Source organism: Pelagerythrobacter marinus, assembly GCF_009827515.1.
Taxonomy (GTDB): domain Bacteria; phylum Pseudomonadota; class Alphaproteobacteria; order Sphingomonadales; family Sphingomonadaceae; genus Pelagerythrobacter; species Pelagerythrobacter marinus.
This window is the reverse complement of the sequence record NZ_WTYO01000002.1, coordinates 368,054-393,791: the sequence shown is the minus strand read 5'-3', so window position 1 is coordinate 393,791 and position 25,738 is coordinate 368,054. Positions and strand designations below refer to the sequence as shown.

General features: G+C 68.8%; 25 protein-coding genes. 13 read left to right on the top strand and 12 right to left on the bottom strand.

Annotated features, from left to right (window positions below; all coding sequences use genetic code 11):
- Positions 1–138: 138 nt before the first annotated feature.
- From GRI72_RS05745 to GRI72_RS05720, 6 genes are all read left to right on the top strand, one after another.
- The gene (locus GRI72_RS05745; RefSeq protein WP_160732973.1) at positions 139–390 is read left to right on the top strand and encodes an exodeoxyribonuclease VII small subunit; all 252 of its coding nucleotides are present in this window, start codon (positions 139–141) and stop codon (positions 388–390) included.
- 1 nt (position 391) lies between these two features.
- Entirely contained in the window at positions 392–1,300 is a 909-nt protein-coding gene (locus tag GRI72_RS05740) for a polyprenyl synthetase family protein (protein WP_160732972.1), read from the top strand.
- Positions 1,297–1,839, top strand: a complete 543-nt coding sequence (gene coaD, locus GRI72_RS05735; protein ID WP_160732971.1) for a pantetheine-phosphate adenylyltransferase — start codon at positions 1,297–1,299, stop codon at positions 1,837–1,839. The genes GRI72_RS05740 and coaD overlap by 4 nt, the downstream gene beginning before the upstream one ends.
- A 140-nt stretch (positions 1,840–1,979) precedes the next feature.
- Positions 1,980–2,693 (top strand): peptidylprolyl isomerase, encoded by a 714-nt coding sequence (locus GRI72_RS05730; RefSeq protein WP_160732970.1) that lies wholly within the window; start codon positions 1,980–1,982, stop codon positions 2,691–2,693.
- A gap of 109 nt (positions 2,694–2,802) precedes the next feature.
- Entirely contained in the window at positions 2,803–3,831 is a 1,029-nt protein-coding gene (queA, locus tag GRI72_RS05725) for a tRNA preQ1(34) S-adenosylmethionine ribosyltransferase-isomerase QueA (protein WP_160732969.1), read from the top strand.
- A 66-nt stretch (positions 3,832–3,897) separates the two neighbouring features.
- Positions 3,898–6,003 (top strand): CapA family protein, encoded by a 2,106-nt coding sequence (locus GRI72_RS05720; protein ID WP_160732968.1) that lies wholly within the window; start codon positions 3,898–3,900, stop codon positions 6,001–6,003.
- Here the strand turns inward: GRI72_RS05720 and GRI72_RS05715 are convergent, their stop codons facing one another.
- Complete coding sequence (locus GRI72_RS05715) at positions 6,004–6,594, bottom strand: TetR/AcrR family transcriptional regulator (RefSeq protein WP_337191142.1); 591 nt, start codon at positions 6,592–6,594, stop codon at positions 6,004–6,006.
- Positions 6,595–6,651: 57 nt separating this feature from the next.
- Here GRI72_RS05715 and GRI72_RS05710 point away from each other — a divergent pair, with 57 nt between their 5' ends.
- The 6 genes from GRI72_RS05710 to GRI72_RS05685 all read left to right on the top strand — a co-directional run bounded on the left by GRI72_RS05710 (position 6,652) and on the right by GRI72_RS05685 (position 14,119).
- Positions 6,652–8,076, top strand: a complete 1,425-nt coding sequence (locus tag GRI72_RS05710) for an 8'-apo-carotenoid 13,14-cleaving dioxygenase (protein WP_160732967.1) — start codon at positions 6,652–6,654, stop codon at positions 8,074–8,076.
- Positions 8,077–8,116: 40 nt separating this feature from the next.
- Positions 8,117–9,070: an ABC transporter ATP-binding protein gene (locus GRI72_RS05705; RefSeq protein ID WP_202388946.1), complete on the top strand. Its 954-nt coding sequence runs from the start codon at positions 8,117–8,119 to the stop codon at positions 9,068–9,070.
- Positions 9,067–9,831: an ABC transporter permease gene (locus tag GRI72_RS05700; protein ID WP_160732966.1), complete on the top strand. Its 765-nt coding sequence runs from the start codon at positions 9,067–9,069 to the stop codon at positions 9,829–9,831. Before GRI72_RS05705 ends, GRI72_RS05700 begins: the two co-directional genes overlap by 4 nt.
- Positions 9,828–10,910: a DUF481 domain-containing protein gene (locus GRI72_RS05695; RefSeq protein WP_160732965.1), complete on the top strand. Its 1,083-nt coding sequence runs from the start codon at positions 9,828–9,830 to the stop codon at positions 10,908–10,910. Before GRI72_RS05700 ends, GRI72_RS05695 begins: the two co-directional genes overlap by 4 nt.
- The gene (gene tgt, locus GRI72_RS05690) at positions 10,910–12,037 is read left to right on the top strand and encodes a tRNA guanosine(34) transglycosylase Tgt (protein ID WP_160732964.1); all 1,128 of its coding nucleotides are present in this window, start codon (positions 10,910–10,912) and stop codon (positions 12,035–12,037) included. The genes GRI72_RS05695 and tgt overlap by 1 nt, the downstream gene beginning before the upstream one ends.
- Before the next feature lie 114 nt (positions 12,038–12,151).
- Positions 12,152–14,119, top strand: a complete 1,968-nt coding sequence (locus GRI72_RS05685; RefSeq protein ID WP_237486813.1) for an alpha/beta hydrolase family protein — start codon at positions 12,152–12,154, stop codon at positions 14,117–14,119.
- 106 nt (positions 14,120–14,225) lie between these two features.
- On the opposite strand, the gene rpsD is transcribed toward GRI72_RS05685, so the two are convergent.
- Entirely contained in the window at positions 14,226–14,840 is a 615-nt protein-coding gene (gene rpsD / locus GRI72_RS05680) for a 30S ribosomal protein S4 (RefSeq protein WP_160732962.1), read from the bottom strand.
- A gap of 299 nt (positions 14,841–15,139) precedes the next feature.
- Here rpsD and GRI72_RS05675 point away from each other — a divergent pair, with 299 nt between their 5' ends.
- Positions 15,140–15,451 (top strand): chorismate mutase, encoded by a 312-nt coding sequence (locus GRI72_RS05675; RefSeq protein WP_160732961.1) that lies wholly within the window; start codon positions 15,140–15,142, stop codon positions 15,449–15,451.
- Here GRI72_RS05675 and GRI72_RS05670 read toward each other — a convergent pair.
- The 10 genes from GRI72_RS05670 to GRI72_RS05625 form a co-directional block, all read right to left on the bottom strand.
- Complete coding sequence (locus tag GRI72_RS05670) at positions 15,448–16,161, bottom strand: TrmH family RNA methyltransferase (protein WP_160733231.1); 714 nt, start codon at positions 16,159–16,161, stop codon at positions 15,448–15,450. The two genes, GRI72_RS05675 and GRI72_RS05670, sit on opposite strands and share 4 nt — an antisense overlap.
- Positions 16,162–16,231: 70 nt before the next feature.
- Complete coding sequence (nrdR, locus tag GRI72_RS05665; RefSeq protein WP_160732960.1) at positions 16,232–16,708, bottom strand: transcriptional regulator NrdR; 477 nt, start codon at positions 16,706–16,708, stop codon at positions 16,232–16,234.
- A gap of 6 nt (positions 16,709–16,714) precedes the next feature.
- Entirely contained in the window at positions 16,715–18,025 is a 1,311-nt protein-coding gene (gene glyA, locus GRI72_RS05660) for a serine hydroxymethyltransferase (RefSeq protein ID WP_419880237.1), read from the bottom strand.
- 5 nt (positions 18,026–18,030) lie between these two features.
- On the bottom strand, positions 18,031–18,468 hold the full coding sequence (rpiB, locus tag GRI72_RS05655) for a ribose 5-phosphate isomerase B (RefSeq protein ID WP_160732958.1): 438 nt from the start codon (positions 18,466–18,468) through the stop codon (positions 18,031–18,033).
- 86 nt (positions 18,469–18,554) lie between these two features.
- Positions 18,555–18,899 (bottom strand): response regulator, encoded by a 345-nt coding sequence (locus GRI72_RS05650; RefSeq protein WP_160732957.1) that lies wholly within the window; start codon positions 18,897–18,899, stop codon positions 18,555–18,557.
- A gap of 2 nt (positions 18,900–18,901) precedes the next feature.
- Positions 18,902–20,350: a sensor histidine kinase gene (locus tag GRI72_RS05645; protein WP_237486811.1), complete on the bottom strand. Its 1,449-nt coding sequence runs from the start codon at positions 20,348–20,350 to the stop codon at positions 18,902–18,904.
- Between the two features lie 146 nt (positions 20,351–20,496).
- Complete coding sequence (gene rpoD, locus GRI72_RS05640; protein WP_160732956.1) at positions 20,497–22,518, bottom strand: RNA polymerase sigma factor RpoD; 2,022 nt, start codon at positions 22,516–22,518, stop codon at positions 20,497–20,499.
- 10 nt (positions 22,519–22,528) lie between these two features.
- Positions 22,529–24,415: a DNA primase gene (dnaG, locus tag GRI72_RS05635; RefSeq protein WP_160732955.1), complete on the bottom strand. Its 1,887-nt coding sequence runs from the start codon at positions 24,413–24,415 to the stop codon at positions 22,529–22,531.
- 41 nt (positions 24,416–24,456) lie between these two features.
- On the bottom strand, positions 24,457–25,212 hold the full coding sequence (locus GRI72_RS05630) for a hypothetical protein (protein WP_160732954.1): 756 nt from the start codon (positions 25,210–25,212) through the stop codon (positions 24,457–24,459).
- Positions 25,209–25,661 (bottom strand): GatB/YqeY domain-containing protein, encoded by a 453-nt coding sequence (locus GRI72_RS05625; protein ID WP_160732953.1) that lies wholly within the window; start codon positions 25,659–25,661, stop codon positions 25,209–25,211. The genes GRI72_RS05630 and GRI72_RS05625 overlap by 4 nt, the downstream gene beginning before the upstream one ends.
- Positions 25,662–25,738: the final 77 nt, after the last annotated feature.

Sequence of the window (25,738 nt, the reverse complement as noted above, 5' to 3'; positions counted from 1 at the left end):
CCTGCCCGCCGTGCGCCGGGCGCGCGTGAGAAACCCCGGCTGCCGGCCGGCTGCGCGGCCTCGATCCCCGTCATCGCCGTCCCCCCTGTTCGCAGTCAGCTTGACCAAGCACCGGGCGAGCGTCAATGCTCTATCGCCATGAGCAACGACACGCCCGACATTGCCAGCATGACCTTCGAAGACGCGCTGAAAGCGCTGGAGGATATCGTCCGCAAGCTGGAAGGGGGCGAGGCCGCGCTGGACGAATCGATCGCGCTTTACGAGCGCGGCGAACGCCTGCGGCAGCATTGCCAGGCCCGGCTGGACGCGGCGCAGGCGCGGATCGAGAAGATCGTCCAGGGCGCCGACGGCGAAGTACGCGGGACCGCTCCTTTCGACGCGGCGAACTGAAATGCAACTGGTCGGCGACCGGGGTCAGTTGCTGGCGGAGGGCCTCGCCCGCATCCAGCGCGAGGTGGACCGGACGTTCGACGAGCTGATGCCGGTGCCCGGCGACACCCGGGCGCGCCTGGTCGAGGCAATGCGCTACGCCGCGATCGGCGGCGGCAAGCGGGTGCGCCCGCTGCTGCTCTGCGCGACCGCGGGGATGTACGGCGTCTCGCGCGAGGCCGCGGTCCGCTGCGGCTGCGCGGTCGAGGCGATCCACGTCTATTCGCTGATCCACGACGACCTGCCGTGCATGGACGATGACGACCTGCGGCACGGCAAGGCGACCGTGCACCGCCGCTTCGACGAGGCGACGGCGGTGCTCGCGGGCGATTCGCTCCATGCCTTCGCGTTCGAGATCCTCTCGATGCCGGAGACCGCCAGCGATCCCTTCGTCCGCGCCGAACTTGTCGCCACGCTCGCTGCCGCCAGCGGGATGGGCGGCATGGCCGGCGGCCAGATGATGGACATGGCCGCCGCCACGCAGGAATACGATCTTCACGCGATCACCCGCCTCCAGCAATTGAAGACCGGCGCGCTGCTGTCGGCGGCGGTCGAGATGGGGGCGGTGCTGGGCCGCGTGCCGGGCGAAGGGCGCGCGGCGCTGCGCAACTATGCCCGCGACATCGGCCTCGCCTTCCAGATCGCCGACGACCTGCTCGACCACGAGGGGGACGAGAGCAAGGCGGGCAAGGCGCTGCGCAAGGACGCGGAGCAGGGCAAGCAGACATTCGTGACCCTGATGGGCATCGACAAGGCGCGCCACCAGGCCCGCGCCCTGGTCGAACAGGCCGTCGGCCACCTGGCGCCCTATGGCGCGGAAGCCGACATGTTGCGCGCGCTGGCGCGGTTTATCGTGGAGAGAGACAGGTGAGTGCCAACAAGAACGGCGCCAGCGGAAATGGTGAACGTATCGGCGTCTATCCGGGCACGTTCGACCCGATCACGCTGGGCCATGCCGATATCATCCGTCGCGGCAGCAAGCTGGTGGACCGGCTGATCATCGGCGTAACCACCAATCCTTCCAAGAACCCGATGTTCACGCCGGAAGAACGCATGGCGATGGTCCGGCGCGAAGTCGCCGCGCTCGGCCTCGACAATGTCGATGTGGTCGGATTCAACGCCCTGCTGATGAAGTTCGCGCGCAAGCAGGGGGCCAGCGTGATCGTGCGGGGCCTGCGCGCCGTCGCCGATTTCGAGTACGAATACCAGATGGCCGGGATGAACCAGCAGCTCGACGACCGGATCGAAACGGTCTTCCTGATGGCCGACGTCTCGCTCCAGCCGATCGCATCGAAGCTGGTCAAGGAAATCGCCGTCTTCGGCGGCGACATCTCGCCTTTCGTCAGCGCCGAAGTGAGGGACGAGGTCGTCGCCCGGGTCGAGAAAGTCGGCCGCCGCGGCGATTACTGACGCGGGCGGGATTCTGACGCGGGCGGGTACTGACGCGGGCAGGGGGCGCATCATTCATTGAACCGACAGTCCCCCGCCGCTAGACGCTGGCGGCTGAATTCGATTTCTTGCATTATTGCCAATTCGACGACGGGAATTCCATGTCCAGATGCCTGATTGCCGCCGCGGCCCTGCTGTCGATGGTCGCAGCACCCGCCCATGTCTCCGCCCAGGATAGCCCGGCCGTCGAAGCCGGTGCCGGGGGCGACGCGGCCGCGCAGGACCGGCCGGCACCAGTGTACCAGTCGATCAACTACGACGTGCAGGAAGACCGCGAGAACATCCTGCTGCTCGACCTTTCGACCGGCGAACGCGTGGCGATCCGCCTGATGCCGAGCTGGGCGCCCAACCACGTCGAACGCATCAAGACGCTCGCGCGCCGGGGGTTCTACGACGGGGTCATCTTCCACCGGGTGATCGACGGCTTCATGGCCCAGACCGGCGATCCCACCGGGACCGGGCAGGGCGGGTCCGACCTTCCCGACCTCGACGCGGAGTTCAACCCGATGCCCCACGTGCGCGGCACGGTCGCCATGGCCCGCGCGCAGGAAGAGAACAGCGCGAACAGCCAGTTCTTCATCGTCTTCTACCCGCGCTTCACGCTCGACAAGCGCTACACCAATTTCGGGCGGGTCATCGCCAACATGGCGGCGGTGGACCGTATCGCGCGGGGCGAGCCGCCGGCCAACCCGACCCGCATCCTCCAGGCATCGATCGCCGCCGACAACAAGCCGGTGCCCGCGCCCGCCCCGGCCGCGCCGGCGCAGGACACGATCACCGCGGACATGCTGAACGCCCCCGGCGGCAACCAGTAGCCAGGCCGCCGCGGGCCTGCCAGAAGGGCGGGGCATCGGGCAGGCTGGCGGCTTGCCGCTGCGCCCCCCGCCGGCCCAGCAAGGCCCGAAGACCGGGACCCAATGCCGCATGCGTATCGATCTGTTCGACTTCGACCTGCCGCAGGACCTGATCGCGCTGCGCCCTGCCACGCCGCGCGATTCGGCGCGCATGCTGGTGGTCGATGGCGATCGCCCCTTCGATGACCGGACCGTGCGCGACCTGCCCGCGGTGCTGCGCCCGGGCGACGTACTCGTCTTCAACGACACGCGCGTCATCCCCGCCCAGCTGGAAGGGCGGCGGGGCGAGGCGCGGATCGGCGCGACCCTGCACAAGCGGATCGACCTGCGGCGCTGGCAGGCCTTCGTGCGCAATGCCCGGCGGTGCCGCGAGGGCGACCGGGTGGAATTCGGCGGCGGCGTGACCGCGATCGTCGAGGCGCGCGGCGACGACGGCAGCGTGACTTTCGCGTTCGAAGGGGACGAGCCGGTCGAGGTCCTGCTCGAACGGGCGGGGCGAATGCCGCTGCCGCCCTATATCGCGGGCAAGCGCCCGGCGGACGCGCGCGACGCGCGCGATTACCAGACGATGTTCGCCGCGCGCGACGGTGCGGTCGCCGCGCCGACCGCCGCGCTCCATTTCACCCCGGAGCTGGTCGCCGCGCTCGAGGCGCGCGGCGTCGTGTCCGAGACGCTGACGCTCCACGTCGGGGCGGGGACGTTCCTGCCGGTGAAGGTGGAGGACACGCGCGAACACCGGATGCACAGCGAGTGGGGCCGGATCGAGGCGGCCACGGCCGAGCGACTCAATGCCGCGCGGCGCGACGGGCGGCGGGTGATCGCGGTCGGCACGACCAGCCTGCGCCTGCTCGAGAGCGCGGCCGATGCCGACGGCACGATCCGCCCGTTCGAGGGGGATACCGCGATCTTCATCACCCCCGGGTATGCCTTCCGCGCGATCGACGGGCTGATGACCAATTTCCACTTGCCCCGATCGACCCTGTTCATGCTCGTCAGCGCGCTGATGGGGCGCGAGCGGATGCAGGCCGTCTATGCCCATGCGATAGAGCGGAAATACCGTTTCTACTCCTATGGTGATAGCAGCCTCCTCTTGCCCTGAGCGGGGCACACGGTCGCGGGGGGCGGCGCAGGGGCCGGGACAAGGGCGCCGAAAAGGGGGCAGGCGATGCGAATCCGGGCATTTTGTGCGATCCTGGCGCTGGCCATGGCGGGAATGCCGGCCGCCGCCGAGCCGGCCCTGCGCGATGGGCAAGACCCCGCTGCCGCGGCGCCCGCCACACCGCCCGTCGTCGCCCGGGGCACCGTTCTTTCGGCGGACAGGGGCGCGCCGATCGCGGCGGCGACGATCACTCTCAACGGCCAGAGCGTGGCCAGCGACGCGGAGGGGCGGTACCGCCTCGAGGCGGGCGAGGCGACGCTCTACACGCTGCGCGTTTCCGCCCCCGGCCACTATCCGGCGCACCATGCCTTCGCCCGTCACGAGCTGGTGGACGAAGCGGGCCTGCTGCGCGTGCCGCCGGTGGAGCTGGTCGAGCGGCGCGCGGGGCGGCAGCTGTTCGTCTTCGGCGGCGATGTCATGGGCGGGCGCCGTTACGAGACCCCGCTGGAGGGGGAGCGCCGGCTGGTCCATGACGCCACGCGGCAGGCGGACATGCGCGCCCTGCTGGCGACGATGGCGCCCACGCTGCGCGCCGCCGACCTGGCGAGCGTCAACCTCGAGATCACCCTTTCCGCGCGCGAGCTGACGACCGCCGCGCTCAAGTCCTACGTCTTCTATGCCCATCCCGAGCTGGCCCATGCGCTCGCCTGGGCCGGGGTTGACTATGCCGCGCAGGGCAACAACCACGTCTACGACTATCTCGACCAAGGGCTGGCCGATACGATGGCGGCGGTGAAGGCCGCCGGGCTCGGCCATTCGGGGGCCGGCGCCGATCGCGCCGCGGCGATCGCCCCCTGGCGCACCAGCCTGCAGGGCGAGGCCTGGTCGTTCCTCAGCTTCGTCGGCTGGGAGGGACGGGTCGAGCCGAACCAGGTCGCCGAGGCGGGCAAGGGCGGGGCGGCGCTGGGCGACGATGCCACGATCGTGGAGACCGTGGGCCGCGAAACGGCCGCCGGGCGGGCGGTGGTCGTTCAGTACCACGGCAGCCGCGAGTACTCGCCCGAACCGACGGCCGAGAGCCGGCGGCGTATGCTCGCCGCGATCGATGCCGGGGCGGACCTGGTGATCGGCCACCATCCGCACGTCCTCCAGGGCTTCGAGATCCACCAGGGGCAGCTGGTCGCCTATTCGCTCGGCAATTTCCTGTTCGACCAGTACATCCACGAAACCCAGGCGAGCATGTTGCTGAAGGTGTGGATGGACGAAAGCCGCTTCGCCCGGGCGGAAATCGTGCCGATCGACGTGCGCGACTATCGCCCGGTGCCCGCGGTCGCCGGGATGCGCGATGCCGTTCTGCGCCGGCTGCGCGCGCTGTCGGGCCCGCGCGGCGTGCGGATCGCCGACATGGCGGGCCACAGCATCATCGCCGGTCCCGCGTCCCCCGCATCCGTCGCACCCGAGACCGAACCGCACGCGCTGGCCCTTGCCCCTGTGCCCGGCACCGCCATGGCCGCGATCCCTGCCGGGGCGCTGGTGCAGGGGGCACCGGCCGCGGCGCGCGATGAGGCGGGGCGCCCGCTCGTTTTCGGGCGCGGGCTGCTGTGGCGCGGCGATTTCGAAAGCCACGAGGGCTTCGGCGCGCACGACCGCACGTGGACCTTCGAAGGCGGGACGGGCACGCTCGACCGCCGGGCCTTCGCGGGCGACCATGCCCTGCGCGTGACGCCGCGGGGCGACGCGTTGACGATGCACCAGCGGATCGCGCTGCGCGATCTCGATCGCGGGCCGCTGACGGTCGGCGGCGCGATCGCGGGCGAAGGCACGGCGCTTACGCTGCAATACCGCTTCCGCCTGGCGGGCGAGAAGCGCTTTTGCCCCTGGCAGACCGCCGGGAGCTTCACCCCCGCGGGCCCGGGCTGGGAGCGTTTCGCCTTCGACATTCCGGCACCGGCGGCCGAGCCGACGCGCTTCAACATCCGCTTCGTCGCGAAGGCGCGCGATGGCGAGGCACGGCCGTTCCGGCTCGACGATCTCCAGGTCGTCAACTGGGAGGGGGACGCGGGCGAGCCGATCGCGGGCCTGCGCCAATACGTCCGCCTGCCCGGCGAGCGTGCGCAGCAACAGTCGGCGACCGTCAGCTTCCGGCCCTGGGCCAGCCGCCCGGCCGAGTGATCAGGGGCGGTCGCCCGGCGCGGGGAAGAGCGTGCCGGGGTCGATCACCCGATCGATCAGGGCATCGTCGGCCGGCAGCCTGCCGTCGAGCATGAGCATGGCGAGCCCGTGGACGATCGACCACGCCTGCAGCGCGAGCCGCTCTGCCGCCGGTCCGTCGCTCGCCAGCGCCGCCGTGCTGCGCTTCAGCAGGTCAGAGGCGGGATCGGATTTCCCGGCCCGGTCCGCGCCGGGTTCGCCGTGGGTGAAGACCAGGCGGAAGAGCGCCGGGTTGGCCAGCGCGAAGCGGACGTAGGCGCGCCCTGTCGCGGCAAAGCCCGCGCGCTCGTCCTCGGTCGCGGCCATCGCCTCCGCCTGCGCGGCGCCCAGCCGGGCCAGTCCCGCCTCGCCCAGTGCGGCGAGCAGGGCGCCCTTGTTGGGGAAGTGGCGATAGACCGCCGCTGCCGAGACCCCGACCTCGCGGGCCAGTTCGCGCAGCGAGACCGTGCCGCCCCCGTCCTCCGCGTGGTTCGCCTCGAGCGCGCGCAGCCCCGCCTCGATCAGGGCCTCGCGCAAGGCGCCGTGGTGATAGGGCGAGGGCGATGTTGACACTGTTTACACCTGCGCTATGTTGACATTGTTTACATCGGCTAGCGGCAGGAGTCCGGCATGGCAAGCGTTCTGGAAAAGACCATTCGCGGCGCGGTAACGGCAGGGATCGGCAAGATTGCCGCGTTCAACCGTTCCGGCCTGGAGCAGGACAATCCCTTCACGCAGGGGCTCCACGCACCGATGCAGGAGGAGCTGACGCTGGAAGACCTGCCGGTCACGGGGACGATCCCGGCCGCGCTCGACGGGCGATACCTGCGGATCGGGCCTAACCCGGAACATGCCGACCCGCGCGGCCACCACTGGTTCGTCGGCGACGGCATGGTCCACGGCGTGCGGATCGCGCAGGGCCGGGCGCGGTGGTATCGCAACCGCTACATCCGCTCGCGCGCGCTGGAAGAAGTTTCGGGCCTGCCGGCCGCGCCCGGCCCGCGCCGCGGGATGAACGACACGGTCAACACCAATGTCATCCCCTTCGGCACCGGCATTCTCGCGCTGGTCGAGGCGGGGTCCTACCCGGCCGAGCTTTCGGACGACCTCGAAACGCTGGGTTACAGCGATTTCGGCGGCGGCTTGGCGGGCTCTTTCACCGCCCACCCGCACCGCGACCCGGCGACGGGCGAATACCACGCGATCTGTTACGATGCCGCGCGGCCCGACCGCGTGACCCATGTCGCGCTCGACCCGGCGGGCAAGGTCATGCGCGAAGTGCCGATCGCGGTCGAACACGGCCCCTCGATCCACGATTGCGCGCTTACCGCGTCGTGGGTCGTGATCTTCGACCTGCCGGTCACGCTGTCGATGAAGGCGCTGATCGCCGGGCATCGGTTTCCCTATCGCTGGAACCCGGCCCACCGCGCGCGCGTCGGCCTGCTGCCGCGCGACGGAGACGCCGGAGAGGTGACCTGGCACGATGTCGATCCGGCCTATGTCTTCCATGTCGCCAACAGCTTCGAGGATGCCGAGGGGCGGGCGGTGATCGACTGCTGCGCTTACGAGACGATGTTCGACGGGGCGATGCTCGGCCCCTTCGGCCGCAACCTGGGGCTCGAGCGGTGGACGGTCGATCCGGCCGGCGGGAAAGTCGCGCGCGAGACGTTGAGCGCCGCGCCGCAGGAGTTTCCCCGCTGCGACGAGCGCCATTTCACGCGCCCCTGCCGCCATGTCTGGACCGTGGGCCTGCCCGACGATGCCAGCCCCGAATACTTCGCCAGCGCGCCGCTCTATTGCCACGACCTGCGCACGGGGGAGACGGTGGAGCGGTCTTTCGGCGCCGATGCAGTGCCCGGCGAATTCGTATTCGTGCCCGGCGCGCCCGATGCCGCGGAGGGCGAAGGCTGGGTCATGGGCTTCGTGATCGATCGCGCCAAGTGCGTGACGGACCTCGCCATTCTCGATTCCATGACGCTGGACGACGTCGCGCGAATCCACGTTCCGCACGTGATCCCGCCCGGTTTCCACGGCAACTGGGTGGCGGCCTTTTAACACTTGGCAAGTGGCAGGCGGCGCGCGATTGTCCCGCGCCATGGAACCGATTCACGATCCGATCCTGGATATTCGCGGCCTGACGAAGGTCTATCCCGGGGGGCTGAAGGCGCTCGACTCGGTCGATCTCTCGATCCGCCGGGGGGAGATCTTCGCGCTGCTCGGCCCCAACGGCGCCGGCAAGACCACGCTGATCGGGGCCGTGTGCGGCATGGTCCGCATCAGCGCCGGGTCGATCCACGCCTTCGGCGGCGACCTGGCGAACAACTGGCGCACCGCGCGCCAGCGGATCGGCCTGGTGCCGCAGGAACTGGGGTTCGACATGTTCGACACGGTCGAACGGCAGGTCGGCTATTCGCGCGGGCTGTTCGGCCGCGCGCCCGACCGCGCCCGGATCGAGGAAGTCCTGCGCTCGCTGAGCCTGTGGGACAAGCGCGACGAGGAAATCCGCAAGCTTTCGGGCGGGATGAAGCGCCGGGTGCTGATCGCCAAGGCGCTCGCGCACGATCCTGAACTGCTGTTCCTCGACGAGCCGACCGCCGGCGTGGACGTGGAGCTTCGCCGCGACATGTGGCGCCAGATCGACAGCCTGCGCGACCAGGGCGTGACGGTGATCCTGACCACCCATTACATCGAGGAGGCCGAGGAAATGGCCGACCGCGTGGGCGTGATCGACAAGGGGCGCCTGCTGCTGGTGGACGAGAAGGAGGCGATGATGAAGCGGCTCGGCCGGACCGAGGCGCACTTCGTTCTCGCCGCCCCGGTTTCCAGCCTGCCCGAGAGCCTGCGCGCCTATCCGGTGACCCTGGCGGAAGACGGCGCGGTGCTGAGCTATCGCGGCGGCGACGGGACGGGCAAGGGCAAGGCCGAAGTGGCGGCGGTCGCCACCGCGCTGCTTCAGGCGGGGATCGCCTTCACCGCGCTGGATCAGAAGGAATCGAGCCTGGAAGACATCTTCGTCGACCTGGTCGAACGGCAGGGGCTGGCGGCATGATCAACTGGCGTTCGACATATGCGATCTATCGCAACGAGCTGGCGCGTTTCCGCCGCACCGTCTTCGGCTCGATCGTCTCGCCGGTGCTGACGACGAGCCTCTATTTCATCGTCTTCGGCGCGGCGATCGGCGGGCGCATCTCGGAAGTCGGCGGGCTCGACTACGGGGCCTTCATCGTCCCCGGGCTGCTGATGCTGACGCTGCTGTCCGAAAGCACCAGCAACGCCAGTTTCGGGATCTACATGCCCCGCTTCACCGGCGCGATCTACGAACTGCTCTCCGCCCCGGTCGGCGTGGTCGAGACCCTGCTCGGCTTCGTCGGGGCGGCCGCGACCAAGAGCCTGATCCTGGCCGCGATCATCCTGCTCACGGCCATGGTCTTCGTCGACTACACGATCGCGCATCCGTTCTTCGCGCTGATCTACATCATGCTCGTGGCCGCGTCGTTCTCGCTCCTCGGGTTCATCCTCGGCGTCTGGGCGGAAGGGTTCGAGAAGCTGCAGATGGTGCCCCTGCTGATCCTCACGCCGCTGACGTTCCTCGGCGGGACATTCTACTCGATCGACATGCTGCCGGCGCCGTGGGACAAGATCGCGCTGGCCAATCCGATCGTCTATCTCGTCAGCGGGCTGCGCTGGACCTTCTACGGCGATTCCGACGTGTCGATCGGTATCTCGCTGGGCCTGACGCTGGGCTTCCTGGCGCTCTGCATCGCGATCATCGCCACGATTTTCCGCACGGGGTGGCGCCTGCGGACATGACGCGCTACGCAATTCGGCCGATGTCCACGCCGTCGCTCGCACCGATTGCGGCCCTTGCAGCCGCCCTGGCCGTGGCCGCGCCTTCGGCGGCCCGGGCCGGCCCGTCCGAACCCGCGACGCCCGCGGCCGATAGCGACGTGTCCGGAAGCGACGGGTCCGGAAGCGAGCTGGCCGAAGGCGAGCAATCCGAGGGCAAACTGCCCGGGGGCGTGCGCGCGATGATCGACGCGGCCCTCGAGACCGGCGACGCGGGCCAGGTCCGCACCGTCCTATCGCTGGCGCGCAAGACGCATCCCGACGGCAAGGCAGAGATCGACGCGATCGAGAAAGGCTGGAAGACCCGCCAGGCCGAGGCCGCCCGCCTCGCGCGCGAGGAGAAAGCGCGCAAGATCCAGGAAGCCGGCCTTTTCGATCTCTGGAGCGGGGAGGGGCAGCTCGGCGGCTTCCAGTCGAGCGGCAACAGCGACAACGTCGGCCTGTCCGCCGGCCTCAAGCTCAAGCGGCAGGGCCAGGACTGGAGCCACGCGCTGCGTGCCAATGCCGACTACCAGCGGTCCAACGGGGTGACGAGCCGCGAGCAGTTCCTGTTCGCTTACGAACCGCGTTACCAGATCAAGGACGAGCTGTTCTTCTACGGCCTCGCCCAGTACGAGCGGAACGCGCTCCAGGGCTTCACCGGGCGCTATGCCGTGTCGGGCGGCGTCGGTTACCAGGTGGCCGACCGCGACGACCTGAAGCTGTCGGTCAAGGCCGGCCCCGCGCTGCGCCTGACCGATTTCGAGGAAGGCGAGAACGAGACCCGCCTGGCCGCCCTGTTCGGTTTCGATTTCGACTGGCAGATCGCCGATCGGCTCGCGCTGACGCAGGATGCCAACATGGTTGCCGAAACGGGCGGCACGGCGACGGTGATCGTCGATTCCACCCGCACGACGCTGAACCTCGTCACCGGCCTCGACGCGAAAGTCAGCGACCGGCTGCGGTCGCGGGTCAGCTATGCGGTCGATTACGACAGCAAGCCGCCGGCGGGGAAAGTCTCGACCGATACCGTGACGCGGCTCACCCTCGTCTACGACTTCTGATGGACGCGCCCCGGTTCGCCTTTCGCGTCGACGCGGTCGACGGCAAGGCCCGCACGGGCCGTATCGCCATGCGGCGGGGGGAGATCCGCACGCCCGCCTTCATGCCGGTCGGCACCGCCGCCACGGTCAAGGCGATGAAGCCGGAAACCGTGCGCGCGACGGGGGCCGACATCCTGCTCGGCAATACCTACCACCTGATGCTGCGCCCGGGCGCGGAGCGGGTTGCGCGGCTGGGCGGGCTGCACCGGTTCATGAACTGGCAGCGCCCGATCCTGACCGACAGCGGCGGCTACCAGGTCATGAGCCTTGCCGCCCTGCGCAAGCTGAGCGAGGACGGGGTCGAGTTCCGCAGCCACATCGACGGCGCGCGGCACATGCTCTCGCCCGAAAGGTCGATGGAAATCCAGCGCCTGCTGGGTTCGGACATCGTCATGGCCTTCGACGAGTGTCCGCGCGCCGACCGGCCGCGCGACGAGATCGCGGCCTCGATGGAACTGTCGATGCGCTGGGCGCGGCGCAGCCGCGAGGCCTTCGATCGCGGGGGCGACCATGCCGTGGGGGCGGCCCTGTTCGGCATCCAGCAGGGCGCGCTGGACGAGGATCTGCGCCGCGTATCGGCCGAGAAGCTGACCGAGATCGGCTTCGACGGTTACGCCGTCGGCGGCCTCGCCGTGGGCGAAGGGCAGGAGGCGATGTTCGCCACGCTCGACTTCGCGCCGGGGATGCTGCCCGAGGACCGCCCGCGTTACCTGATGGGGGTGGGCAAGCCCGACGACCTCGTCGGCGCGGTCGAACGCGGGATCGACATGTTCGACTGCGTCCTGCCGACCCGTTCCGGCCGCAACGGCCAGGCCTTTACCTGGAACGGCCCGGTGAACTTGCGCAACGCCCGCCATGCGGAGGACGAGGCCCCGCTCGACCCGCGGTGCAGCTGCGCCGTGTGCGGGCACTATTCGCGCGCCTATCTCCACCACCTGCACAAGGCGGGGGAAATCCTCGGCGCCATGCTGACGACCGAGCACAACCTTGCCTTCTACCAGCAGCTGACGGCCGCGATGCGACAGGCCATTGCCGAGGGCGCTTTCGCCGACTTCGCGGCCCGGTTCCGCGGCGATTACCTGCGCTGACGGGTTTCGCTTGCAAAGCGAAGGGCGGGTTTGCAACCTGTCGCCCGACGAACGGGGTCGACCGGGGGAACAGGGGTGAGAATTCGAGGTGCGATGGCCGCGGCTGCGGCAGCGATGGCGATAGCGGCACCGGCGGTAGCCGAATCGGGGACGGGGGCCGAATCGGGGGAGGAGGCCGCGCGGCTGTTCGGGGCCCGGCAATCGGTCGAGTATCTCAGCCTCAGCCCCTCCGGCACCAAGATCGCCTATATCGCGCCCCATCGGGACAGCGGCGAAATCCTCTACGTCGTGGACCTCGAAGGCGACCCGATGCCGCGCGCGATCGCCAGCAACAGCGAACCGAAGCTGGACCTGCACCGCTGCGACTGGGCGACCGACGACCGGCTGGTCTGCCGGTTCTACGGCATTGCCGAGCGGACCGAGGCGATGGTCGGCTTCACGCGGATGATCGCGATCGGCGCCGACGGCAGCGATGTCGACCTGCTCTCGCGCTCGAACAGCTGGCGCGCGCTCGGGCCGAGGCAGGACGGCGGCACGATCCTGGCCCTCGACGTGGAGGGGAGCGAGGACAAGATCCTGATGACCCGCCAGTGGGTGGAGGAATCGGGGGCGGATACCCGGCTGGCCAACCGCGACGGGGGCCTGGGGGTCGAGGAAGTCGATATCCATACCCAGTCGCGGCGCCGGGTGGAGCGGCCCGACGACGGGGCGGCCCGCTACATCGCGGACGAGAACGGCCGCGTGCGGATCAAGGTCAGGCGGCCGCTCGATTCGCTCGGGCGCATGGCGGAAAGCGCCAGCTACTATTACCGCACGCGCGATTCCGACAGCTGGGAACGGCTCGATCCCCCGACGGACGGCGACGACTTCTTCGCCGAATTCTACCCCGTCGCGGTCGATACGGCGAAGGATGTCGTCTACGGCTTTGGCGAGGTCGACGGGTACGATGCGGTGTTCACCGTCGCGCTCGACGGTTCGGGACGGCGCGAGAAAGTGCTGGGGCGCAGCGATGTCGATGTCGACCAGCTGATCACCATCGGGCGCAGGAACCGCGTCGTCGGGGCCAGCTACGCGACCGAGAAGCGCGAAGTGGTCTATTTCGATCCCGAGCTTGCCGCGCTGGCCGGGAGCCTGTCGGCCGCGCTCCCGGGCGAGCCGCTGATCGATATCATCGATGCGAACGCCGACGAGAGCAAGCTGATGATCGTCGCATCGAGCGATGTCGATCCGGGCATGTCCTACCTGCTCGACCGTGCCACCGGCCAGCTCAATCCCATTCTTCCCCTGCGCGAACAGCTCGACGGGCGGACGATGGCGACGATGTCGCACGTCCGTTTCCCGGCGGCCGACGGGACGATGATCCCCGGTTACCTGACGATGCCGGTCGGGGCGGAAGATGGGCGCGATCTCCCGGCTGTGGTCCTGCCGCACGGCGGGCCGGGCGCGCGCGACGAGTGGGGCTTCGACTGGATCGTGCAGTTCCTCGCCGCGCGCGGCTATGCCGTGCTGCAGCCCAATTTCCGCGGATCGGCCGGGTATGGTTCGGCCTGGTTCGGGCGCAACGGCTTCCAGGCCTGGGAAACCGCGGTGGGCGACGTGAACGACGCCGGGCGCTGGCTCGTTGCGGAAGGGATCGCCGACCCGGACCGGCTGGCGATCGCGGGCTGGTCCTACGGCGGGTACGCGGCGCTGCAGTCGCAAGTGCTCGACCCGGCCCTCTACAAGGCCGTTGTCGCGATCGCGCCCGTGACCGATCTCGACCAGCTGCGCGAGGAGTCGCGCGCATTCACCAACTACGGCATCGTCGATGCCTTCATCGGCAACGGTCCGCACGTCCGGGCGGGCAGCCCGGCGCTGAATGCGGAGCGGTTCGCCGCGCCCGTCCTGCTGTTCCACGGAACGCTGGACCAGAACGTCGGCGTGCGCCAGTCGCGGCGAATGGCGGACCGGCTGGAGGACGCGGGCAAGACGGTGACCTATATCGAGTTCGACGATCTCGCCCACTCGCTGGTGGCCAGTTCGGCGCGCCAGCGGATGCTGCGCGAGATCGACGCCTTCCTGGCCGCCTCGCTCGAGCGCTAGCGCCGCCGGCGCCGGCCTCTTCGCCGCAGCGGGGCGGGCACCGCGCAACGAAAAAGGGCGGCCCCGCGGGGCCGCCCTCCTGTCTCTTTCGTGCCTCGCGGCCGGATCAGCGCGAGTAGAACTCGACCACCAGGTTCGGTTCCATCGTCACCGGGTAGGGCACTTCGTCGAGCGTCGGGACGCGCGTGAACGTGACCTTGTCGGTGCCGTCGGGCGCGACGTAATCGGGAATGTCACGCTCCGGCAGGCTCTGCGCCTCGATGACCAGCGCCATTTCCTTGGCCTTGTCGCCCAGGCTGACGACGTCGCCCACGTTGATGCGACGGCTGGCGATGTTGCACTTCACGCCGTTGACGCGGATGTGGCCGTGGCTGACGAGCTGGCGCGCGGCGAAGATCGTCGGCGCGAACTTGGCCCGGTAGACCACCATGTCGAGCCGCTGTTCGAGCAGGCCGATCAGGTTCTGGCTGGTATCGCCCTTCATCCGCGATGCCTGCTGGTACGTGGCCTTAAACTGCTTCTCGGTCACGTCGCCGTAGTAGCCCTTCAGCTTCTGCTTGGCGCGCAGCTGCAGGCCGAAGTCGCTTATCTTGCCCTTGCGGCGCTGGCCGTGCTGGCCGGGGCCGTAGGAACGCTTGTTGACCGGGGAATTGGGACGACCCCAGATGTTTTCGCCCATCCGGCGGTCGAGTTTGTACTTGGCGCTCTTGCGCTTCGACATAAGTCGTGTCCTTCGATCTGCTGGATCGCCTCCCGCACCGACCATCGGGGCGGGACCGACCATTGAACCCGGCATCGCACCGCCGGAAGAAACCTTCCGGCGCGGCCGCCGCTTCACCGGGGTGCGGGGCCAATTCGCGAAGGCGGCCCATTAGCAGGATCGGCGGCCCGGTCAAGGGGACGTTCCATCGTCCTTCGCCGCGCGCCGGGGCCAGGCCTGGCCCGGAGCAGGGGTGGGAGCGCGGAGCGGGAGCGGTTATCGGCTCGACAAGCGCGGTGCGGGAAGGCAGGGGCACCTCCATGACCGAGACCTATCCATTGCCCGAGGCCTGCCGCGACATGGGCGACGTGCGCGCGGGCGTCGATGCCACCGATCGCGAGCTGATGGCGCTGCTCGACCGGCGCTTCGGATATATGCGCGCGGCCGCCCGGATAAAGACATCGCGCGACGCCGTGCGCGACGAGGGGCGCAAGGCCGCGGTCATCGCCGCCGCGCGCGAGGATGCCGCGGCACGCGGGTTGCCGGCCGATGCGATCGCCGCGATCTGGGACCGGCTGGTCGAGACGTCGATCGCCTACGAACTGGACGAGTGGGACCGCCTGAAGGCCTAGCCCCGCGGCGGTTTCGCCAGGCTCGACAGCACGCCGCGCATCGTGCGCACCTCGAGGTGGTTCCACCCCGGCTTGGTCAGCATCGAGCGCAATGTCCGCCGCGTCGCCGCGGCCCGCGTCTCGGGCAGGAAATAGCCGCGCGGGCCGAGCATTTCCTCCAGCTGCGCGATCATCCCCTCCAGCTCGGCCTGGGGGGCGGGGGGCAGTTCCTCTTCCTCGGTCGGCTGCACCAGCTCGCTGGCGTCGCCTTGCGTCTTCGACCATTCGTAGGCGCAGAGGATGACGGCCTGCGCGAGGTTGAGCGAGCCGAAGGCCGGGTTGATCGGCACGGTCAGGATCGCGCGGGCGAGTGCGACATCGTCGGTTTCCAGGCCCGAGCGTTCGGGGCCGAAGACGATCGCCGAACGCCCCGTGGCCGACGCCATCTCGGCCGCGGCCCGCTCGGGCGTGACGACCGGCTTGGTCACGCCGCGCTTGCGCACCGTCGTGGCATAGACATGGGCGCAATCGGCCACCGCGTCGGCCAGCGTCTCGTGGACGCTGGCCCGTTCGAGGACCACGTCCGCACCCGCCGCCGCGGGGCCGGCGGCCGGGTTGGGCCAGCCGTCGCGCGGGGCGACCAGGCGCATTTCCGTCAGCCCGAAATTGAGCATGGCGCGCGCCGCCTTGCCGATGTTCTCGCCCAGTTGCGGGCGAACGAGCACGATCACCGGCCGGCCGGTGCCGCCGTCGCCACCCTTGGGGGCGCCTTCGCCGTGCGGTCCGGGCCCTGCTGTCACGTCAGGCGCCGCCCGTGCCCTGCGCCCCGGCCTCGTGGACCGTGCTGGCGAACTCCTCGAAATCGCGGGCCTCGCTGAAATCGCGATAGACGCTGGCGAAGCGGATATAGGCGACGCTGTCGATCTGGCGCAGACCCTCCATCACCAGTTCGCCGATCCGGCTCGACGGCACTTCGCTTTCGCCGGCGGTTTCCACCTGGCGCTGGATGCCGGAGACGAGCTGGTCGATCCGTTCCTGTTCGATCCCGCGCTTGCGGCAGGCGAGGGCGACCGAGTGTTCGAGCTTCGACCGATCGAACGTCTCGCGGCGTTCCCCGCTCTTGACGATCGTCACTTCGCGCAGCTGCACGCGCTCGAACGTGGTGAAGCGTGCGCCGCAGCTGGTGCACTGGCGCCGGCGGCGGATGGCCGAGCCGTCTTCCGCCGGGCGGCTGTCCTTTACCTGGCTGTCGTCATGCGCGCAGAAGGGGCATCGCATCGCGCATCACATTCCCGGATAGACGGGGAAGGCTTCGCACAGCTCGTTCACGCGGCCGCGAACGCGTTCCTCGATCTGGGCATCGCCTTCCGGGCCGTTCTTGGCCAGGCCGTCCACGACTTCGGCAATCAGTTCGCCGACCTTGCGGAACTCCGCCGGGCCGAAGCCGCGCGTCGTGCCCGCGGGCGAGCCGAGGCGGACGCCGCTGGTGACGAAGGGGCTGCGGGTATCGAACGGGATGCCGTTCTTGTTGCAGGTCAGCCAGGCGCGATCGAGCCCTTTCTCGGCTGCCTTGCCGGTCACGTCCTTGGCCGTGAGATCGACCAGCATCAGGTGGTTGTCCGTCCCGCCCGAAACGATCCGCAGGCCGTTTTCTTCCAGGCTGGCGGCAAGCGCGCGGGCGTTTTCGACCACGTTGCCGGCATAGGCCTTGAACTCGGGGCGCAGGGCCTCGCGGAAGGCGACGGCCTTGGCCGCGACGACATGCATCAGCGGCCCGCCCTGCATGCCCGGGAAGACCGCGCTGTTGACCTTCTTCGCGATTCCTTCGTCGTTGGTCAGGATCACGCCCGAGCGCGGGCCGCGCAGGCTCTTGTGCGTGGTCGTGGTCACGACATGGGCGTGGGGGAAGGGGGAAGGGTGCGCGCCGCCGGCCACGAGGCCGGAGAAATGCGACATGTCCACCAGCAGCCAGGCGCCGACCGCATCGGCGATCTCGCGGAACTTCGCGAAGTCCCACTGGCGCGAATAGGCCGTGCCGCCGGCGATGATGAGCTTCGGCTTGTGTTCATGCGCGAGCCGTTCGACCTGCTCCATGTCGAGCAGTTCGTCGTCCTTGCGCACGCCGTAGGGCACGACATTGAACCACTTGCCGCTCATGTTGACGGGCGATCCGTGGGTCAGGTGCCCGCCCGAATTGAGATCGAGCCCCATGAAGGTATCGCCCGGCTCCAGCAGCGCCAGGAACACGGCCTGGTTCATCTGGCTGCCCGAGTTCGGCTGAACGTTCGCGAACTCGCAGCCGAACAGTTCCTTCGCCCGTTCGATCGCCAGCGTTTCGACCACGTCGGCATATTCGCACCCGCCGTAATAGCGCTTGCCCGGATAGCCTTCGGCATACTTGTTGGTGAAGACGCTGCCGGTCGCTTCGAGCACGGCGCGGCTGGCGATGTTCTCGCTCGCGATCAGTTCGATCTTGTTGCGTTGCCGCTTCAGCTCGTCGCGGATCGCGCCGGCGATCTCGGGATCGGCGTCGGCCAGGCTGTCGTGCCAGAAACGGTTCGTGCTGTCGGCTTGGGTAGCGGTCGCGGTCATCAGGGGTCTCAGCAGCTGGGGTTCGAGAGTTTGTCGACGCGGCGCTGGTGGCGCCCGCCGCCGAAATCGGTGCCGATGAAGGCGGAAACGCAGGCCTTGGCCTGTTCGATTCCGATCAGCCGCGCACCGAGGGCGATCATGTTCGCATCGTTGTGTTCGCGCGCGAGACCGGCCGAAAGCGGTTCCGACACGAGCGCGCAGCGCGCGCCGGGGTTGCGGTTGGCCGCGATCGAGATGCCGATCCCCGAACCGCACAGGGCAATGCCCCGCTCCGCCGTGCCCTCGGCGACGACGGCGGCCAGCTTGTAGCCGAAGTCGGGATAGTCGACGCTGTCGTGGCTGTCCGGGCCGAGGTCGGCGACCTCGTGGCCTTCCTCGATCAGCCATTCGCGCAGGGCGGCTTTCATCTCGATGGCCGCGTGATCGGAAGCTATGGCAATACGCATGGCCGCGCCCATAAGCCTTTCGGGCGCGCTGTGCCACCCGCAAAAGCGCAGTTGTCCCGCCTTCGCTGGCGCGAGGTGCCGCGCGCTCAGGCGATGGCGTCGATCGCCCGGCGAACCTGGCCCGGGCTGTAGGGCTTGGACAGCGTGGGCACGTCGGCGAACTCGGGCGGATGGGCGGTGTCGCCGTAGCCGGTGGCGAAGAGGAAGGGTATCCCGTCTTCGCGCAGGCGCGCGGCCACGCCGTAGCTCTTGCCGCCGTGGACGTTGACGTCGAGGATGCCGCAATCGAAGGCCTGGCCCGCGACGGCCGTTTCCGCCTCGTCCAGCGTGGTCGCGAGGAACGAGTGCGCGCCTTCGGCGGCCAGGATATCTTCCAGCGCGAAGCCGATGATCGGTTCGTCCTCCAGCACCAGGATGCGTGCACCGTTCATCTTCATAGCGTGGCCTCGATCCTGCAGCGCAACCCTTCCGGGCGATAGTCCAGTTCCACCTTGCCCCCGCGGTCGCCCAGGCCCCGGCGGATAAGGCGCGAGCCGAAGCCTTCGCGTTCCGGCGGCGAGACCGGCGGGCCGCCGCTCTCGGCCCAGTCGATGACAAGCGTCGGAGCGCCGGGGCGATCGTCGCCGGCGTCCCCGGCCGGGACGATGCGCCAGGACACCGCGATCCGCCCTTCGGCACACGACAGGGCGCCGTACTTGATCGCGTTGGTCGAAAGCTCGTGAACGATCATCGCCAGCGCGACCGCGGGCTGCGGACGCAGGACGACGTCGGGCCCGTCGACGCGGTAGCGGTCGTTCGCCGGGCCGGCGGTCGCCTCCAGTGCGCCGGTAATCAGCTCGCGCAAGTCCGCCGCTTCCCAGTTGCACGCCGTCAGCAGGTTGTGCGCGCTTGCCAGCGCCGAGAGGCGGGCGGAGAAGCTCTCCAGCGCGCGCTCGCCAGGCTGCTCGGCGCGCGCGAACGATTGCTGGGCCAGGCCCTGGACGATCGCGAGCGTGTTCTTCACCCGGTGGTTCAGCTCGTTGATCAGCAGGCGCTGGCGTTCTTCGGCCTCGACCTCCTCGGTCACGTCGTGGCCCTGGACGAACACGCCGGAGACCTCGCCATCCTCGTCGAAGATCGGCTGGTAGATGAATTCGAGGTAGAGCTGCTCCGGCTCCGCGTCGGGGCGGTTGCGCAGGGCGATCTTCTCGCGGCTGCCGAAATAGGGCCTGCCGCTGGCGCGCACTTCGTCGAGCAAGTCCACGAAACCCTGCTCGACCACTTCGGGCAGGGCCTCGATCACGCGCAGGCCCAGCAGGGGCCGGTCGCCGATCAGGCGGCGGTAGGCGGCATTGGCCATCACGAAGCGGTGCTCCGGCCCCTGCAGCACGCAGACGAAGCCCGGCGCCTGTTCGAGCAGCCGCTTCAGCTGCTGGCTTTCCTCCTCCAACCCGCGGTTGCGCAGCTCCACCGCAGCTGCGCGGCGAATGACATCGACCTCGTCGCGCAGGCGGCGCAGGCCGTGGAGTTCGGTGACGTTGACGGTGTGCTGCAGGATATAGGCGACTTCGCCGTCCTTCCCCAGGAACGGGGTGTGCGTGGCGCTCCAGTAATGGGCATCCATGCTGCCGTCGGGATTGCGAATGTCGTAACGGATCAGCGCGATCTCGTCGACTTCGCGCGTCTCCAGGACGCGCGCGAACGAGGCGCGCAGCTGGCGATGGCTGTCCGAATCCTCCGGGCTGGGGAAGGCGTCGAACATCGTCTTGCCGACGATGTCGTCGCGCTTGCGCATCGTGACGCGCAGGTACGCGTCGTTCATCCACACGATCACCAGATCGCGATCGAGCACGACGTACGGATTGGGGGACCGCGCGAACAGCGCCTCGAAGTCAATGGACAATGCTGACGCTCACGATTTCCCTCCCTCGGGTGCGCCAATAGCGCGCGAGAACCGCTCCGGTTCCCGCCCGAATGCCTTTCATGTCAGGATTTTGTCGCACAGGCGCGCGGGCGAAGGGGGAACGGGCCGCCTCCGCCCGGCGGAGCCTACTGGTCGAGGAAGGAACGCATCTTGCGGCTGCGGCTCGGGTGCTTGAGCTTGCGCAGGGCCTTGGCCTCGATCTGGCGGATGCGTTCGCGTGTCACCGAGAACTGCTGGCCGACTTCCTCCAGCGTGTGATCGGTGTTCATGCCGATGCCGAAACGCATGCGCAGCACGCGTTCCTCGCGCGGGGTGAGACTGGCGAGCACGCGGGTGACGGTTTCCTTCAGGTTCGCCTGGATCGCCGCGTCCACCGGAATGATCGCGTTCTTGTCCTCGATGAAATCGCCCAGGTGGCTGTCTTCCTCGTCGCCGATCGGCGTTTCGAGGGAGATCGGTTCCTTGGCGATCTTCATCACCTTGCGAACCTTCTCCAGCGGCATGGAGAGGCGCTCGGCCATTTCCTCCGGCGTGGGTTCGCGGCCCTGCTCGTGCAGGAACTGGCGGCTCGTGCGCACCAGCTTGTTGATCGTCTCGATCATGTGGACCGGGATGCGGATCGTGCGGGCCTGGTCGGCGATCGAGCGGGTGATCGCCTGGCGGATCCACCACGTGGCATAAGTGCTGAACTTGTAGCCGCGACGGTACTCGAACTTGTCGACCGCCTTCATCAGGCCGATATTGCCTTCCTGGATCAGGTCGAGGAACTGCAGGCCGCGGTTCGTGTACTTCTTCGCGATCGAGATCACCAGGCGCAGGTTCGCCTCGACCATTTCCTTCTTGGCGATGCGCGCCTCGCGCTCGCCCTTCTGCACCATGTTCACGATGCGGCGGAATTCCTCCAGGCTCATGCCCGTCTGGCTGGCGATGTCGGAAATCTCGGCCCGGATGCGTTCGACGGCCTCGCCCTCGCGATCGGCGAAGGCGGCCCATTTCTTGTCCTTCTTCGCGCGGTCCTTCAGCCAGGAATCGTCGAGCTCGTTGCCGATATAGGCATCGAGGAAGTCCGCCCGCTTGATCTTGTGCCGTTCGGCGAGGCGCAGCATCTGGCCGCCGAGCGCGGTCAGGCGGCGGTTGAAGGCATAGAGGTTGTCGACCAGGAACTCGATCTTGGTCGCGTGGAACTGGACGCTCTCGACCTCGGCGGTCAGCTCTTCGCGGAGCTTTTCGTACTTCTTTTCCTTCGCCGCCGGGAAATCCTCGCCACGGCCGATCGTGTCGACCCGCTCGGCCTGGATCTTCTCGAACTTCTTGAACAGGTCGGTGATGCGGGCAAAGCGCTCGACGGCGTCCGGCTTGAGCGCGGCCTCCATCTGCGCGAGGGACATCGTGTTGTCTTCCTCGTCGTCTTCCTCGCGCCGCCGGCCGTTCTCGCCCTCTTCCTCGTCCTCGGCGGTCTCTTCGTCGACTTCGTCGTCCTCGCGGATCGACGGGCCTGCGGTCTCCTCGGAGATCTCGCCGTCGTCGTCCTCCGCGCCTTCCTCCATCTTGTCGGCCGGCGGTTCCTTCGACAGCATGGCATCGAGATCGAGGATCTCGCGCAGCTGCATTTCCTCGCTGTTGAGCGCTTCGGACCACTGGATGATCGCGTGGAAGGTGATCGGGCTCTCGCACAGGCCGATGATCATCGTGTCGCGCCCGGCCTCGATCCGCTTGGCGATGGCGATCTCGCCCTCGCGGCTCAGCAGTTCCACCGCCCCCATCTCGCGCAGGTACATGCGCACCGGGTCGTCGGTGCGATCAGAGGTGGTCGTCTTCTTGGCCGCGGCCGCGGCGGTCTTCTTCGCCGGCTTCGCACCGTCGCCGTCGGCGTCGGCGGCGATTTCCTCCACCTCGCTCTCGGCATCGGCGTCGGCCTCCGCCTCTTCGTCGTTCTCGACGATATTGACGCCCATCTCGGAGATCGCGGACATGACATCCTCGATCTGGTCGGTCGTCATCTGGTCCTGCGGCAGGGCCTCGTTCAGTTCGTCGACGGTGACGTAGCCACGCTTTTTCGCACGGTTGATGAGCTTCTTGATCGACGCCTCGTTGAGATCGATCAGCGGTGCGTCATCGGTGTCGGAGTTCTTCGACTTGGTTGCCATGAAGATGCGTTCATTCCGTGTCTGCGCCATTGGCGGGCCCTGTCTCCCCCCGGCGCGTTGAATCAGCTTGGGCCGCCGAAGCAGCCCGTCGGCTCGACATTTGCCCTAGTCGCCGCTCAAATTCCAGCTTTCGTTTGAGCAATCTCTGTTGCTCGGCGAAAGCTCCTTCCGGGTCGGTTTCGAACCGCGCTGTCGCTGCGGCGAGGGCAGCTTCCAGCGCAGGCCGTTCGACCAGCAGCGCCACGGCTTCGGCCAACTGTTCGCGCGCGACTTGCGGATCGATGCCTTCTCCGAGGAAGGCGAAGCGGGTGTTATCCGGCGGCGCGACGGGACCGTCGAACGACGATATGGGCAAAGTCTCGCCCGGTTCAAGCATTTCCACCGCTTCCAGCACCGCGTCCACCGCCGGGCCGGCCTTGCGGTCGAGCTGCGCGAAGCGGCCCAGCTGCTCGGCATGGCGGAGCGCCTCGTCGGGGTAGCGCATCAGGCCGGCGATAACGGCGGAGACCAGCTGGTCGCGCGACCCCTCGCGCGCGCCGCGCAGGCGGCGGGCGGTCTCGGGCGAAAGGCGCGGGATCGCCTGGCGCCGGTCGCGCGGCCCGCCCCCGCGCGGGGTGAAGCTGCGCTCGCGCCGGGGAAAGGCGAAGGCGGAGAAGCGCTCCAGCAGCTCGCGCTTGTAGAGGGCGCGGATATCGGGATGCTCGATCCGCTCGACGTGATCGAGCAGGCGCTGCTTCAGCCCGGCCTTGTCCTCGGGCGTGTCGAGCGCCTGGGCGTTCTTCTCGAACTCCCACAGCGTGTCGAGCAGGGTGGCGGGGGCCGCCAGGAGCCTTTCCATCGCGGCCGGCCCTTCCTTTTTCAGCAGGTCGTCGGGGTCGAGCCCGGCCGGCAGGCGCACGATGGCGAGCGAATGGGCAGGGCGCAGCAGGGGCAGGGCGCGCCCGATCGCGCGCATGGCCGCGCGCTGGCCGGCGGCGTCCCCGTCGAAGCAGAGCACCGGCCGTTCGACCATGCGCCAGAGCAGCTCGATCTGCTGTTCGGTGAGCGCCGTGCCGAGCGGGGCCACGGCGTCCTCGAACCCGTGGGCCGCGAGCGCGATCACGTCCATGTAGCCTTCGACCACGATCATCCGCCCGCTCTGGCGTGAGGCGGGGCCGGCACGGTGGAGGTTGTAGAGCGTACGCCCCTTGTCGAACAGCGGCGTATCGGGCGAATTGAGGTACTTGGGCGCCTTGCTGTCGCTTTCGAGGATGCGCCCGCCGAACGCGATCACCCGCCCGCGGGCATCGTGGATCGGCAGCATCAGGCGCGCGCGGAAACGGTCGTAGGGATCGCGATCCTCGACCGCGATCCGCAGCCCGGCCTCGATCAGCAGGCTTTCGTCGAACTGCGATAGCGCGGCCTTCATCGCCTGCCGCTCCCCCGGCGCGAAGCCGAAGCCGAACCGCTCGACCGTGCGCGGGCTGAACCCGCGCGAGGCGAGGTATTCGCGCGCCCGGGCGCCGCCGGGCCCCTGCAGGTTGGCGGCGAACCAGTCCTGCGCGGCCTGCATCACGTCGTGCAGTCCGGCGCGTTCCTGCGCGCGGCGCGCGGCGCGCGGATCGGGGGCGGGCATCTCCATCCCGGCTTCGGCGGCGAGTTCCTTGACCGCGTCCATGAACGAAAGGCCGCGCTGGTCGGTCATCCAGCGGATCACGTCGCCGTGCGCGCCGCAGCCGAAGCAGTGATAGAACCCCTTTTCGTCGCTTACCGTGAAGCTGGGCGTCTTCTCGTCATGGAACGGGCAGCAGGCCTTCCACTCGCGCCCCGCGCGCTGGAGCTTGGTCGTGCGCATTATGACGCTCGACAGCGTCACGCGCGATCGCAGTTCGTCCAGCCATTGGGGGGTCAGCGCCATGCGCGATCAATGCGCGGCGCGCCCGGCGAGCGCAAGGGCGATCAGCCGGCCGCGCGCGGGGCGGTGCAGGCGTTGCCTGCCGCTTCGTCGGCCGCCGGGTAGGGGCCGGGGCCGTGGGCGGCGGTATAGTTGGCGAAAATGGCATAGGCATCGCGCGGCCCGGCGGGCGGCACGGTCGATTGCCAGTAGAACGTCAGCGGCTCGGCCTGTTCCCACTGATCCCCGCCGTCGCCCGCGTTCACCGTCCAGACGATGCCGCCTTCGTGGCAGGTGACGACCACGTCGGCCTTGGCCCCGATGGCGGCGAGGGCTTCCGCCTTCGAATAGCCGGCCTGCCCGGTGAAGCCATGGGCGGGCATGGTCAGGCGGAACTCGCTCGCGCGTTCGACGTCGGACGAGGTATTGCCTTCGCCGTCGCCGGTGGACGGGTCGTTGTCCTCCCCTGGATGGACGACGTGGACGTAAGTGAACACCGTCCCCGCCGGCGCGCTGGCCGGATCGCACGGGTCGATCCCCGCCGGACAGGCGACGTAGGAACGGATGTCGGCGAAGTTGCCGGCCGCGTTGGACAGCGCCCCCTCGACGTCCTCGCCCCGCGGTCCGGCGATCTTCGCGCCCAGCGTCAGCTCGGCGAAATCGCCTGCCGGCAGTGCTTTCGCGGCCGCTTCCGCCGCCCCGTCGCTCGCGACCCGGTCGAGGTCGGTCACGGCCTCTTCGCCATCGCTGCCGGTATTGTCCGAACATGCGGCCAGGGCGATCGTGCCGACCGCGGCGAGGATGGCGAAACGGCGTGTCATGCAAGGCTCTCCTTCACCAGGGCGCTGGCCCGGCTCATGTCGAGCACAGCGCCGTGGCGGGCTTTTAGTTCCCCCATGACGCGGCCCATGTCCTTGATCGAATCGGCGCCGAGGTCGGCCTTGACCGCCGCGATCGCGGCGCGCGTTTCGGCCTCGTCCATCATCTGCGGCAGGTATTCCTCGATCACCGCCAGCTCGGCCTTTTCCTGCTCGGCCAGCTCGGTGCGGCCGCCGTCTTCGTACATCTGGATCGATTCGCGCCGCTGCTTGGCCATTTTCTGCAGCACCTCGGTCACCAGCGCGTCGTCGTCGACGTCCTTGCCGCTGGTGCGCTGTTCGATATCGCGGTCCTTGATCTTGGCGGCGATCAGCCGCAGCGCGGCCGTGCGCTGCTTGTCGCCCGCCTTCATCGCCTGGACGGTGGCCTGCTTGATGTCGTCGCGGATCATGGAAAAAGCTCTCTTGCGCAAAGGAATTTCTCGATGCCGGGGGCCTTACCCCGATAATTCGCAATTGGACAGGTTGA